Raw genomic sequence first — 12,851 nt, 5'->3', positions numbered from 1 at the left:
CGTTTCAGTTGCTATGAGCGGAGAGATTATGAAGACCGCAAACTCTGACATCACGATTCGACCCCTGGGTCGGCCGGGCGATCTGGGCTGGGTCGTCGAGGCCCACGGGGAGGTCTATAACACTGAATTCGGCTGGGATACGGATTTCGAGGCTCTGGTCGCGCGGATCGTCGCCGACTATGCCACCGATCACGACCCCAGCCGTGAGGCGGCCTGGATCGCCGAGTTGGGCGGGCGTCGCGTCGGATGCATCTTCTGCGTAACCGATGCCGATGACCCCTCGGCAGCAAAGCTGCGAATCCTGCTCGTACACCCAGATGGCCGCGGCCACGGGCTCGGCGGCCGTTTGGTCGATACCTGTCTGGGATTCGCGCGCGCCGCCCACTACGCGCGCGTCCGGCTGTGGACCAACGATCCACTCAAGGCGGCGAGACGGATCTACCTTGACCGCGGCTTCATCCTCACAGCGGAGGAGCGGCACCACTCATTTGGAGTTGACCTCATTGGCCAAACGTACGAACTAGAACTCGAGAACGCTGAGCCTCCGCTGTGACAGCTCAGCGTGACCGCCAAGAAGGCGTCGGGCGCGGCCCCTCACGGGGCGCAGTTCGAGCAGATTGTCGTCGTCGCGGGACACAAGACTGTGTGAATCGACACTGGGTAAATCGAGACTGTGTGAACCGAGACTGGGTAAATCGAGACTGTGTGAATCGACACTGTGTGAACGCGGCCACCGCGATTCGGCGAAGCGCCGTGCGGTGGCGTGTTCACATTCCACCTACGCAAAGAGGCCGGAAACCCTCAAGTTTCCGGCCTCATCTTGGTTGCGGGGACAGGATTTGAACCTGCGACCTCTGGGAGAACCGGAGCATAGTTCCGGTTGGCCCTGAATGAGGCTGAACACTTGCGGTTTTCCCTTGATTTTACAGGGAACCGGGTGGTTCGCTTGCCACGATCATATCCGGTCAAATTGAGTTCGTCACGAACCAATCCGGTGAGTAAACGGTGACCATCAGCAGCCCAAGACAGCTCGACCCGGCTACTTTCGTCCGGTGTCCGGACCATGGCGGAGTCCGCTCGGACGCCATCCAGTCCGGCGCGCTGATCCGGGAATGCACCCTCGACTGTTGTCTCACCCGCCAGTTCCGGGCCCAGTTCGACGAAGACGCGATAGTGGCCTCGAGAGTCTCGACCACGACCACGCTGACGCCGACGTGATCCATCATATGGGTCGTCATTTCTTGATCTCGTGGCGCAGTAGCACCACGCCCTTTTCGAACGAGGTGGCCTCGACCACGCTCAGGTCTCGCGAATCCTGGAAAATGCGCGTCCCAGTGCCCCGTGACGCCGGGCAGACCTGCATCTGGGTCTCGTCGACGACGCGGGCGTCCAGCGGGGGAGTGCATGAGCGCCGAGCTCCCTCACAGCTAGATGTCCTTGCTGCTGTGCTCCTTGGGCTCCCGGATTATGGCGGCCGTATCGCGCGCGACGAACTTGGCGAGATTGTTGAACTTCTGCCCGTACTCGCCCTGTTCGTCGGCATACGGCCAGCAGTCCTTGACAACTCGCACGTGTTCGCGCTGAGAATCATCATGTCGACCGAGTCGTCCTGGGTTACGAGACAGTGTGTGTTGAAGCCTGCTGCTATACAGCAAGTTGCGTGCTTCCGTATGCCGATCCTTGCATACGTGACAGCCGCTGCAGTAGGGGGTGATCCGAACGGCCCACACTGTCTCGCAAGGTATGCGTTTCGAGGCGCCTGGGTTGCGAGAAAATGTGACGCTGGAGATCATCCACACGGAGAACGGGGAGGAGGGCGAACCCGACGAGTGGATTCAACCCCCGGACAGACCAGGACCCACGGGAGTCGAGCGCTTCACAGACATTTATGCCTCGGTGGCCTACTTCTGGCGATTCGCGATGTCGCACCTTCGCATGAACAAAGCCTGGGCTACCTCGCGGAATTCCTCGTTGCTCGAGCGCTCAGCCTGGCCGACACACGCCGTATCGAGTGGGATGCCTATGGTTTGCTTGTCGATGACCGCATTCGGGTCGAGGTCAAGTCGTCGGCCTATCTCCATCTCTGGAAGCAGCGCCAGCTGTTACGGATCGAATTCTCCGGACTCCATGGGACGCGTTATGACCCGCGCCATGGTGACGACCCAAATGGGCGTCAGTCAAACGCCCACGTCTACATCTTCGGCGTGCAGGCGTCGACCAACCGCGACTCACATCATCCGCTGGATGTTCGGCGTGGGAGTTTTTCATCCTCAGCAAGAGTGATCTCAAGCGAGGTCGCGTCGGCCAGAGCCTCGGGCTCGCAACGTTGACACGCCTGTCGGGCGGGCAACACCTAGGAACGAGTTACGAGCACGGGTCTTCGAGAAAACAGAAGGCCAGATCGTGAAGACCGAACCCTGGTGGTGAGCGCGGGTCCTGATGCCGGCAACTCTCAATTGCGCATGAATGTGACTGACTCCTTTGGGACCGTGCCGAAGAGTGATACTCGCAATTCCCGCGCGACCCCGAGAAGTGTGCTCGCGTGCATACGAATCCAGGACTGCCTGGGTCTGACACTCTCTGTCAGCGTGAGTTGAGCCCCGGACGGCGGCTCGCACTCGCCGGGCGAGTAGGTTCGTGTCATGGATGCAGTTCTCGATGAGCGACTGGTGTTAGCGAGTGACGACCCGAGTCGACCTCATGTGCAGGGTGAATTCGTTGTTCCCCCTTATCAGCGTGGATACCGCTGGGGGGAGGTCGAGACGCATCAGCTTCTCGACGACATCAACTCAAGTCCTGTCGACCGCGGCTATTACCTGCAGCCGGTCGTGGTCCTGAAACGGCCCGACGGCACATGGGAACTCGTCGACGGGCAACAGCGCCTTACAACGCTGTACCTGATCCTGCGCTATATCGGGACGAAGCTTCCGAATGCCACCGTCGACTACTCATTGACATACGAGACGCGGGCTGGCAGCCGAGAGTACCTCGAGACACTCGACCCGGCACGAAGCAATGAGAACGTTGACTTTTTCCACATGGCAAAGGCCTATGAGGCCATCGAGTCGTGGTTTGAATCCCGCGGGAATCCGCTTCTCGTCGCCGTGGACATGTACCAGGCGCTCTCAAAGCGAGTGTTCGTGATCTGGTACGAAGCGCCCGCCGACACGACTAACGCGAACGCGCTGTTTGCCCGCTTAAATCGTGACCGGATTCCCTTGACCGACGCGGAACTCATCAAGGCTCTTATTCTCTCTGAGAGTGCCACCCGTGACGATCACTCTGGGCGCCGAGCTGAAATCGCCGCACAGTGGGACGGAATCGAACGAGAACTTCGGGAGGATCAATTCTGGGCATTCTTGACCGGAACGAGTGCCGGCAGACCGACTCATATCGATTTTGTCTTCGAAAGCTTGACCCGAGCGTCTTCTTCGCACCACAGACCTCCTTACTGGACGTTCGAACAAGTACGAGAACGCGTCAAGCAGACATCGGCGGCAGAATTCTGGCGGGAGGTCGTCGAGATCTTCGGAACGCTCAAGGGGTGGTTCAACGATCGCGAACTGTTTCACCGGATCGGCTACCTTGTCGCTATTGGCGACAACATTCAAGATCTAATCGCGATCTCACGGCTGACGACCCATTCCATGTTCCGGCAGGAGCTCCAGCGACGTATCCGCGAGAGGCTTGTTCTCACCCGAGAATCGGCGTCGCTACTTCGTTACGACAAGAACCCGATGCGATGCGAATGGGTACTTCTGCTCATGAATGTTCAATCGATCCTTGGATCGGCGGACAAAGGGAGCCGGTTCTCGTTCCACGCCTATGCACAGGGCGGCTGGTCTCTGGAACACATTCACGCTCAGAATGCCCAGCTGCTTCGCACCGACGCGCAACGATCAGACTGGATCGAGGCACACCTTCACGCAATCCGGGTGACGCCCTGGGAAGCCCCGAATCAGGTGACTGCTCAGAACCTGGCGCACGATCTCGAGGCACAAAAGAGCTCGTCAGTTCGAATAAGCGACGATGACGCATTTCAACGGCTCGTCGACCGGGTCTTCGACCTGTTCTCGGCGGGTGGCGACGAGGACGACGAGGAAATGCACGGCATCGCCAATCTCGCGCTGCTGCAGAAAAACTTCAACAGCAAGCTCAACAACGCCGTCTTCGCGTTGAAACGCGAGCGGATTATCGAACTCGACGAAGCAGGTGCTTTCATTCTTCCCTGCACCCGCAACGTGTTCTTGAAGTACTACACGCGAAGCGAGGATCAGCAGCTTTCTCTCTGGAGCCCTCAGGACCGCGAACAGTATCTCGAGAAGCTGCTGGTCCTGGTGGACGAGTTCCTGCTGGTCGAAAGCGAAGGAGAGGCAGCTGCATGAACGGGCACCGCACCACATTCATGGGACTCTTCGACGAAAGGGATGGCCGCCCGGACATCACCGCTATTGAGATCCCGATGATCCAAAGGGATTTCGCTCAAGGTCGTCAAGACGACGCCACAAGGGTCATCCGAGACCGCTTCCTCGACACCCTCATCGACGCAGCGACAGGTGCCACTTCTCCGATCGGTCTCGACTTCGTCTACGGAGAGCTACCGAATAACGGACTACTCCGGCCACTTGACGGGCAACAGCGACTCACGACCCTGTTCCTTTTGCATTGGTACATCGCATGCCGAGCCGGAACTCTTGATACGGACGCGGCGTGGCTTCGTCTCACCTACGCGACACGACCGAGCGCCCGCGACTTTTGCCAGACCCTAGCGACCCACCCTCTCCCTGACGACGCGGCGAGCCCATCGGCGTGGGCCACGGATGAGCCGTGGTACGTGTTCCCTTGGCAGCAGGATCCCACCATCCAGTCCATGCTGGTCATGCTCGACAGCATTCAAGAGCGTCTCTCCTCGCCCGGCACGGACTTTTACGACTTGTGGCGTCGGCTGGCGGACCGCGAAAACCCGCCGATCTGGTTCCTGTTTCTTCCCATAGAAGACACGGACCGCGGTGAGGACCTCTACATCAAGATGAACTCCCGCGGGAAGCCTTTGACGCCTTTTGAAGTCTTCAAGGCAGAACTCGAGGACCTGCTGGTCCCGGTGCTTGACCTGGCCGAGCATCGACACCTCATCGACAGCATCGACGGCAGCTGGACAAACCTTCTCTGGGAGTACGAGAAGACCGGCGACGGTGACTTCGAGATCGACCAAGAATTCATCCGCTACTTCCGCTTCATCATAGACGTCAGCGAATGGAGGAACGGGGCGAGAACTCGGCGCACCCTCGAAGCCGGCCTCTCCGATGAACTCCCCCTTGAGAAACGGGCACGGCGCCTGTTCGCGGACGCTACGAACCCCGACGCTGCCGCCAATCGCGCGTTCTTCTTTAACGCATTCGATACGTGGTGCGGCACTGAGAGCCCGGACACAGTTTTCTCGCGACTGTTCCGCGCGAACGGCGAAGGGGACGGACCGCTTCCACTGCTGCTTTCAACTTCGCCGGACCTGTTCCAAGCGTGCATTAGCGGATATGGCACATCGTTCACGACCACTGAGACGCTAATGCTGTTCGCAGTCCTGATCGCGCGCCAAGCCAGCATTGACGACACGCAGCTGGACCGTCGCCTGCGCACGCTTCGCAATCTTACAGAGTCGTGGAACCTCGACAGCAAGCGCATGGCCGAATACATCGGCGCCGTCGAACGACTGATTATCGACGGCACACTGGATAACGCCCCAGGCTTCAACCAGGGTTGGGTAGTCGACGAACGGCTCAAGTGGGAGACCCTCGACGCTCACCCCGAAGCGACAGGGGCAGTCCACCTCCTCGAGGATCACCCTCTCATCCGAGGCCGTCTGCTCGCCTTCGACTTGGACACGGATCTTCTCGGTCAGCGGCAAGTTGCGTTCGAGGCTGTCGCGGGGCCAGAACTCCGCGACGCTCTCGGGGCAGCCCTGCTGACAAAGGGCGACTACTCCCGCGACACCGGCTGGAATGGCAGGCGCCGCCAGCTCGGGAATTCGCAATCCGACGAATCCTGGCGCGACATGCTCACGGCACAGAACCGGGACACCCAGACAGGCCGGCGCGAGCCCCTCATGCTTCTCCTCGATGACATCACCGAACGTATGGCGGAAGGCGATGTGACGGCCGCAGAGACGCTTGAGCAGATTCAGTCCGACTGGCTAGGCCTCTGTGACAGGCGCGGCTTGTTTGACTGGCGGTATTACCTCGTCCGCTATCCCGGAGCACGAAGCACTCGAGGCGTCGGCTACTACAACGGCGAATATGATCCCGAGACAGGCGGATTCCACGCTGGCCGATTCAGGCTGCTCAATGGCAGTAACTACAGCGCCAAATTCTCGGACGTGATCCTTCGCGCCGTGTGGTTCCAGGGCCACCTTGCGCCCGACGTCGCGGAACCCGAGTGGTGGCACAAAGATGACCCAGGGATGTCGTTCCGCGCGTCACACCTCGAGCTGCGCAACTGTGACGACCGCTTCGAGATCATCACGCCGGAGGGCTACCCAGCAGAGGATTCCCGTCTGCAAGCTCTCTCGATGGAGTTCCTCGATCTGCACGGCAACGAGCTCCTGATTCCGCAATCGGAACGCGACGGGCGCAACGTCGATGACGTGGACCGAGTCCAGCTCGGCCTGCGGCTTTCGAGGGCAATGGTTGCCGCGAGGCTTTGATCCGAGCCGTCAATGTCAGCGGCCTCAAGCAGACTTCTCCCGCACGGACTTCGAAGGCCGTGTCTAAACGGAGGAAGAGCATGATTACGAAGACAGACTTGAATTGGTGGCTCGGCCTAGAGCCGGAACTCGATTGGCAGTTCGCAACGACATACGCTGACGGTGCCCCTCACGAGTACGTGGCCGAAGGGCACGCGTTGGGTCTGACGCATGATGATTTCGTGCGCGCGGCGCACGTGATCCGGACCTTCGGTGAACCGATGAAGTTTTACAAGCAGACCAGAATCTACCTGACCACCTCCACGGGCTGGAAGTACTGGACCATGAACGCCGACCTGAGCCAGACCTGCCTCGTAAATCGTGGTCGAGCAGAGCACGCCTACGGAGTTCAGAACGCGCCACGAACTGCATCCGGACTCGAATCGACATACGACGCACTCGCCTCCGAGTGGGACCAGAAGTACGGAATGACGAACGAAGAGAAAGACGCGACGACCGGGCTGATTCGCGACCAGTTTGGCGATAAGCTCTGGCGCACCCTTGACGTGGGATGCGGGACAGGCTGGATTCTCGACGCGGGACTCGTCGAGCCAATTCGATACGTCGGCGTCGATCCCTCCACGGCCATGCTCAACGTTCTCGTCTCCAAGCATCCGCACCTGGCAGGCCTGCATCCGACGACGTGGGCGGGAGCCACCCAAGAACGGGTGCTCTGCGGCACGCAATATGACACGGTGCTCTGCCTGGGCGGGGCGGCATCACATTTGACGCCACAAGATATCGTTCAGCTCCAGCTGCGTGCGAAGCGCGGAGCGATCGTCATGCATTGGGCGCCCGAGCAGGATCCGACAATTGGCAAGCGACTTGATTTGGGGGAACTATCTCGGTCCGCAACTTGCGATATCGCCATGAAGCTGGAGCCGATCGGCCGGTTCATCGCGGCAGTGGTGCCATCTGTCTGACCCGGCATAGGAGACCACCGCGAGTCAACCAAGGGGTGGGCACACTCCAGCCGTGCCCAGTCAATGACTTTTGCGTCATAACTGCGGCTTCGCTCCGCCCACTCGTTGGGCGTCACACTTTTGCACTCAGCGGCCACTTGGTCCCGACCCGTCATGAGTGCTGGTGGGATCATCACTCCCTAGTCCGTAGCGCAGCCGAAAGTGCAGCTAGTGAGTCTCATATCCAAAGGGTTACGAGGCGTCTCGTGGCCGCGGCCGACGGTGTCCGAAAACCCCTGGATTTCCGCGGCACGGCGATTCTCATAACTATGTATCGCAACCAGACGCTCAGCAGACAGTACTCTCCGTTGGTTTCGGGGTGAATCCCATCGGCGTGTTGAAGACTGATTGTTTTGAGAATCCGGCGGACGTGGTATGTCCTATGGTCTGCGGATGGCGCGCGTAAAGCCAGCAGCGAATAGTGCAGTCAGGGCCCAGCCGGCGAGGGTCAAGAACACGCCGACCCATGCGACGAATTGCCCTCCTGACGTGGAAGTGACATGGCATGTGGTACCAGTGCTGGTGGACACGAGCGGGATCGCCATGTCGACGGAAATTTGAAACTTCTCAACCCAAGTGCAGCCGGTGGCGGTGGCGGTGTTGGCCACTGCGCCAGGAACGTACATGGTAGTCATCACCGCGATCAGGAAGACTCCTGCAACGCCGATCAGGGCACGCCACGGTTGGTACCCATAGCCGAGGGTGAGCTTGGTGAACCTGAGCCACGCCCTCAAGGGAGGTGTTAACTTGCCACGTATGACCTGGTCATCGCGTTGCTTCATTAGCGCCCGGCGGGCGTCACTGTCGTGGCCGGCTGCGCGGGCGACGGCGGCCAATTGCTGGTACGGCTGCGGTTTGTACTCAGGCGTTCCCCTCTGAAGCAATGACAGCCATGTCTTGAGCGTTGCGGTCGGGTACCCGTTATATATCAAACCATCAACTACCCATCCCATCCCTGCAGTCGCGAGGTCTACACTCGCGTCACTCACCACCAGCCGTCCGGTGATGTGCATGTTGGCGAGCCTCACCGCACCTTGGCGGCCGTGTCCGATGGCGGTGAATTTGTCATCAAGAAACACGTCGCCGTCGATGGTCGTACGGTCGGCGGTCAGGGCGGAGCCCACCTGGTTGGTTAGTGTGGCGCGGCGCATAATCAGTTGCCCGGTGATGTGGGTGCCTAGGAGCCTTACCGCGGCTTGGCGGCCGTGTCCGATGGCGGTGAACTCGTTATCAAGAAACATGCCGCCGTCGATGGTCGCGCCGTCGGCGGTCAGGGCGGAGCCCGCCTTATTGGTTAGTGTGGCGTGGCGCATGACCAGTTGCCCGGTGATGTGGGCGCCTAGGAGGCGTATCGTGCCTGAATCGCCGTGTCCGATGGCGGTGAACTTGTTATTGAGAAACACGTCGCCGTCGATGGTAGCGCCGTCAGCGTCGAGGGCGGAGCCCGCCTTATTGATGAGTGCGGCGCCACTCATCGACAGCTGCCCATTGATGTGCGCACCTAAGATACGGACCGCGCCCCGCTTGCAGTCTTCGCCCTCGACGCTGACGACGGACCCGCTCAACTCCAGCCCAGGTATGTGGCAATCGCGTCCGTCCAGTCCATCGGGCAGGTGGCATGACAACAGTCGGAGGCGGATCGGTGTGGTTACGTCTTTTAAGTCGATGCGTCCAATAATCCGAGCACCGCGCAGTTGCAACCCATGCGGATCGGGTCCAACTTCTGGGAGTTGGCGGCCGCGGAGGATGTCGCGCAAAACCTGGGCGCTGATATCGTGCTCCGGACCCCAATTTTTCATGGCGTTCTCGTCAATGGCTTCGTCTTCGATTCCCGAGGCAAGGTCCAGTACCGTGCCATCCACTACATGATCGACAAGGCTTTGTTCGATGTTGGTGAGCTCCACGAATTGAGCTTGGCACACTTACAGCGGCCCACGTGAACCATCTGTACGTGCAAATTGATGCAAGTATCGAGTGTTGGAAGAACACCGTAATATACTGCACGGGCTGCTCGCTTTGCGATTCTCGGTCCACGTCTACACGCTTCGGCCGAGTGGTTCAGGTGCGGTTCTGGGTGGAGATATTGGTAGAGGGATTGCAGGCCGGGCCCACCTGCTTCGAGCCTCATCTCGCAGAGGTCGGCTTGCGGGCGCCAGAACCCGTGCAGGCTGGTTGGGCATTCGTTGGCTGCTAAACCGAAGTTACGTGGGTAACACTGAGACTACTTTCCATGACAACCGGGTTCGGCGTTATTTCGCGGATCTCATCGCTTGTGTTTCGAGCTGGGGGAGTTTCTTGGAACGCTGTAGTTTCCTGAGACACTGCACGTCCTGCTTATGAGACACGGGCTCACCGGGCTTATTGTCGGGATGGCCGTATGCGACAGTCCTCTGGCTCGTTAGCCTGTGGAGTCCAAAGTCCGCAGGGGAGTGTCCGCTGAAGGTCCCGCTTGCGACGCAACGGTTAGACCCTGAACGGAATCCGTGACGTTGTGACGTCTATGCTGTGTGCGTCGGTGTCATAGTTGCGGTGCACGAACTTGCGAACAGCGTCAGCTCTGAGTTCCAGATTGGGACCGGGGCCCACGATGATTGCTTTCAGCGCTTCGCGTGGCCACAGTGCTTCAACGTATGGCACCAGGCCAGTTGGTCCGACGCGGACCTTCACGGTCTTTAGCCAGCTGTCAGTCGTAAGGAGAAGTCGCCACTCCTTTTCCTCCCTGAAACCTGGATCTTTGATTTTCGCCAAAACGGGGAGCACATGCTGACCGAACTGCACGTCGGCGTGAACGCCTGGATGGCCCGACGGATAGGGGGCGAGCTGGTCTATTGCATCCTGAATTTGGGCCATTCCGGCGTCGGTTCCGTAATCAACTGGAATTAGCTCGAGTGGCTTAGACACCTGTTGAGCGCCGTACAACCCCGGCATAGTTGGCTTCGCCAGTGAGTCTGACTTCTCCAGTACGTCTCTACTGAACCCAAGTGAGTATCCCAGGACGCCGCCGCCGTACCCGCGCCACTGGCTAAGCAGATTGCCGTCTTCGCAAAATGCGGTCACATAGGCCGAGTATCCGTAGTCTTGCCCCAGTTCGATCCGATCGAGGTAGGACTGAATGCCCCTCAGAACGCTGACACGTGATCCAGCGGGGTCTTCGTTGGACGACTCGTCTAATACTTCGGGCCGGATGCTTTCAATTTTGGCGGTGATTCGTTCGCGCATAATCCGGGCAGCATGGACCAATTCGCCGGAGTCATTCAGATGGCGGGCATCCGTCATCCAGATCGAACCACCCTCGATGATTCCTTGCAGTCCAGCTGCAGTTGTATAGTGATATATCACCCGATCGTTGCTCATTTGATCATTTTCTCTTGCTGGCTAGAGGCTGTGTCTGACGAGCAACACACGGGCGTTCCGCTTGCGGCCGCATTCATCACAGGTATGGATCCTCGATCATCGGGCCGTCTCATGGCCAGCCTCGCATGCGACGCAGGGGGAAAATGATCCACTCCGCGGTGCTGCTCAACCAGCCACGAAAGTCCATCAGCTCATACGCGAACAGGTTGGTGTCAACCAGTCTGACTCTGTACTTTTTGCGGCGAACACGGCTCATCGTCGGAGCCTGTCTCCACGTGATCTCGAACTCGAGATCCATATTATTCGGTTCGCCTTCTGGCTCTGCCCACGGCCCGTATGCGGTCACGCCGGCCACGGATTCGCCGGTGACCATGCTGATGAGGGACTCCTTAGGCTGAGACACCGGGAACTCGATTGCCGCCCATAACCTTTCAAAGCTACGTGAAGGGGTACCCCGGTACACGAGACGCACGTCGTGGGCCGAAGCCTTACCCATGTTTGTAAGGGTGAACAGAAATATCGGCTGCGTCTCATTAATAGGAGTTTCTCGCCGGACGCTGTGCACGAAGAACGGCCGAGGGAATTGACGAAGAGCAGCAAAAGATGCCACCACGGAGAGCAGCGATACCACTAATGCGATGATCGCCAATACAAAGCTCGTGGTGGTGTCCATATGCTGAGGGTAGCGACCCAGGCGGACTGGAGCAGTCGACGTCGGCGTCGAAACGGTGGCTTCATGACTTTGCGATCAGCGCATTCAGTTGGGTTAGTCTTGTCGGATCGTTCAATGCGGGATTCCCAGGAATGTGTTCAACCGCTCGGAGTGGGCAGTCGGGGGGCAGAGCCGCAGTTCGTGTGTCTGCTTCAGTAGCCATGTCTCGGCGTCGGACCACGCAACTTTCAAGTCACTATTGAGTCTCTCGTGGTCATAGCCCGGGTACTGCTTCCACGGGACATCCCGACGGGTCAGGCCCAAGGCGAGCACGCTATGCGGCAGGACCATTTCGATCGCATCGCGGTCGCGGTCGCCCCAGAAGCCAAAGAGCGGGCATGACGCGTTGTCAACTAGACCGTTCGGAGCCAGCCCCGTCAGATCACGGTAGAAGGCCGCACCCGCTCGCGGATCGAACCTTAGGTCCCACTTTGCCCAGGACTCGGGGCCCCGCTCAAGTTGCTCCATCTGGGCGTCCACATCGCGGGACGCGATCCCGTAGTCGCCGAGCAACGGAAAGCCGCCAGACACGACGGCTGCGACTGTCTGATGTTTCGCCAATCGCAGTGCCAGCCACGGCCTGAGCGCGCCGATGAATGAGCAGCCGAAGAACAGAAAACGTTGATATCCGAGGTGATGCGCCACCGCGCGCAGGTCCGACGCCCAGAGAGTTGGAGCGTAGGGCACATCGGTTCGCGTGCTGGCGCCGAAGTCCCTCGGTGAGGCAACGATCACGGTAAACCGGCGCGCCATCATCTCGTCCAAGCAGTTCGCGCGGGAGGCGGGGCACGGAGAGCTGGCCTCGGATATCGAGCAGCGCATCGCGGGCAAGCTGGGGCTGGGCGTAGACGAGGCTGCTGGAGTAAAGGGTCCCGCCGGGGTCGATGCAGGGCCCCTCGCTGACAATACCGCTGGTGATTGGGGGTGCCGCCGGGATCGATATGGATGCCGCGGCAGGCGCGGCGAGGAGCCGCGCGCGGCCGGTTACGACGTGCAGGCGCGTGTCCGTGTCTCCGCGCATGACTCACTCGTGCGTGAGTTGCTCGACACGAGCCGTCATGTTCCGTATGGTGACCCGAGCGCCTGA

Annotated in this window: 11 protein-coding genes; 5 read left to right on the top strand and 6 right to left on the bottom strand. The window is 59.7% G+C overall.

Features of this window, described 5'->3' with window-relative positions:
- Positions 1–28: 28 nt before the first annotated feature.
- Positions 29–553, top strand: a complete 525-nt coding sequence (locus tag QU604_RS14495; protein WP_308465329.1) for a GNAT family N-acetyltransferase — start codon at positions 29–31, stop codon at positions 551–553.
- A 4-nt stretch (positions 554–557) separates the two neighbouring features.
- Here QU604_RS14495 and QU604_RS22205 read toward each other — a convergent pair whose 3' ends face one another.
- Positions 558–734: a pentapeptide repeat-containing protein gene (locus QU604_RS22205; RefSeq protein WP_409349968.1), complete on the bottom strand. Its 177-nt coding sequence runs from the start codon at positions 732–734 to the stop codon at positions 558–560.
- Positions 735–1,427: 693 nt separating this feature from the next.
- Positions 1,428–1,571, bottom strand: a complete 144-nt coding sequence (locus QU604_RS14490) for a hypothetical protein (RefSeq protein WP_308465328.1) — start codon at positions 1,569–1,571, stop codon at positions 1,428–1,430.
- A gap of 1,071 nt (positions 1,572–2,642) precedes the next feature.
- On the opposite strand from QU604_RS14490, the gene QU604_RS14485 reads away from it, so the two are divergent.
- The 3 genes from QU604_RS14485 (at position 2,643) to QU604_RS14475 (ending at position 7,659) form a co-directional block, all read left to right on the top strand.
- Positions 2,643–4,385 carry a DUF262 domain-containing protein gene (locus tag QU604_RS14485; RefSeq protein ID WP_308465327.1) on the top strand — a complete coding sequence of 581 codons (1,743 nt, stop codon included), beginning with the start codon at positions 2,643–2,645 and terminating at the stop codon, positions 4,383–4,385.
- The gene (locus tag QU604_RS14480) at positions 4,382–6,697 is read left to right on the top strand and encodes a DUF262 domain-containing protein (protein WP_308465326.1); all 2,316 of its coding nucleotides are present in this window, start codon (positions 4,382–4,384) and stop codon (positions 6,695–6,697) included. Before QU604_RS14485 ends, QU604_RS14480 begins: the two co-directional genes overlap by 4 nt.
- Before the next feature lie 80 nt (positions 6,698–6,777).
- Complete coding sequence (locus QU604_RS14475; RefSeq protein WP_308465325.1) at positions 6,778–7,659, top strand: methyltransferase; 882 nt, start codon at positions 6,778–6,780, stop codon at positions 7,657–7,659.
- A 419-nt stretch (positions 7,660–8,078) separates the two neighbouring features.
- Here the strand turns inward: QU604_RS14475 and QU604_RS14470 are convergent, their stop codons facing one another.
- The 4 genes from QU604_RS14470 to QU604_RS14455 all read right to left on the bottom strand — a co-directional run bounded on the left by QU604_RS14470 (position 8,079) and on the right by QU604_RS14455 (position 12,451).
- Positions 8,079–9,602, bottom strand: a complete 1,524-nt coding sequence (locus QU604_RS14470) for a hypothetical protein (protein ID WP_308465324.1) — start codon at positions 9,600–9,602, stop codon at positions 8,079–8,081.
- A gap of 559 nt (positions 9,603–10,161) precedes the next feature.
- Positions 10,162–11,052: a DUF2971 domain-containing protein gene (locus QU604_RS14465; protein ID WP_308465323.1), complete on the bottom strand. Its 891-nt coding sequence runs from the start codon at positions 11,050–11,052 to the stop codon at positions 10,162–10,164.
- A gap of 109 nt (positions 11,053–11,161) precedes the next feature.
- Entirely contained in the window at positions 11,162–11,725 is a 564-nt protein-coding gene (locus QU604_RS14460) for a hypothetical protein (protein ID WP_308465322.1), read from the bottom strand.
- A gap of 111 nt (positions 11,726–11,836) precedes the next feature.
- On the bottom strand, positions 11,837–12,451 hold the full coding sequence (locus QU604_RS14455; protein ID WP_308465321.1) for an alpha/beta fold hydrolase: 615 nt from the start codon (positions 12,449–12,451) through the stop codon (positions 11,837–11,839).
- Between the two features lie 10 nt (positions 12,452–12,461).
- On the opposite strand from QU604_RS14455, the gene QU604_RS14450 reads away from it, so the two are divergent.
- Positions 12,462–12,851: a hypothetical protein gene (locus QU604_RS14450; RefSeq protein WP_308465320.1), complete on the top strand. Its 390-nt coding sequence runs from the start codon at positions 12,462–12,464 to the stop codon at positions 12,849–12,851.

It is taken from the genome of Rathayibacter sp. SW19, assembly GCF_030866825.1.
Classification (GTDB): domain Bacteria; phylum Actinomycetota; class Actinomycetes; order Actinomycetales; family Microbacteriaceae; genus Rathayibacter_A; species Rathayibacter_A soli.
The sequence above is the reverse complement of the archived record's forward strand: the minus strand, read 5'-3'. Positions and strand labels throughout refer to the sequence as shown.

Excerpts from the sequence above, each read along its gene's own strand:
- QU604_RS14495 (WP_308465329.1), top strand. The coding sequence starts at position 29 with ATGAAGACCGCAAACTCTGACATCACGATTCGACCCCTGGGTCGGCCG.
- QU604_RS14485 (WP_308465327.1), top strand. The coding sequence starts at position 2,643 with ATGGATGCAGTTCTCGATGAGCGACTGGTGTTAGCGAGTGACGACCCG.
- QU604_RS14480 (WP_308465326.1), top strand. The coding sequence starts at position 4,382 with ATGAACGGGCACCGCACCACATTCATGGGACTCTTCGACGAAAGGGAT.
- QU604_RS14475 (WP_308465325.1), top strand. The coding sequence starts at position 6,778 with ATGATTACGAAGACAGACTTGAATTGGTGGCTCGGCCTAGAGCCGGAA.
- QU604_RS14465 (WP_308465323.1), bottom strand. The coding sequence starts at position 11,052 with ATGAGCAACGATCGGGTGATATATCACTATACAACTGCAGCTGGACTG.
- QU604_RS14460 (WP_308465322.1), bottom strand. The coding sequence starts at position 11,725 with ATGGACACCACCACGAGCTTTGTATTGGCGATCATCGCATTAGTGGTA.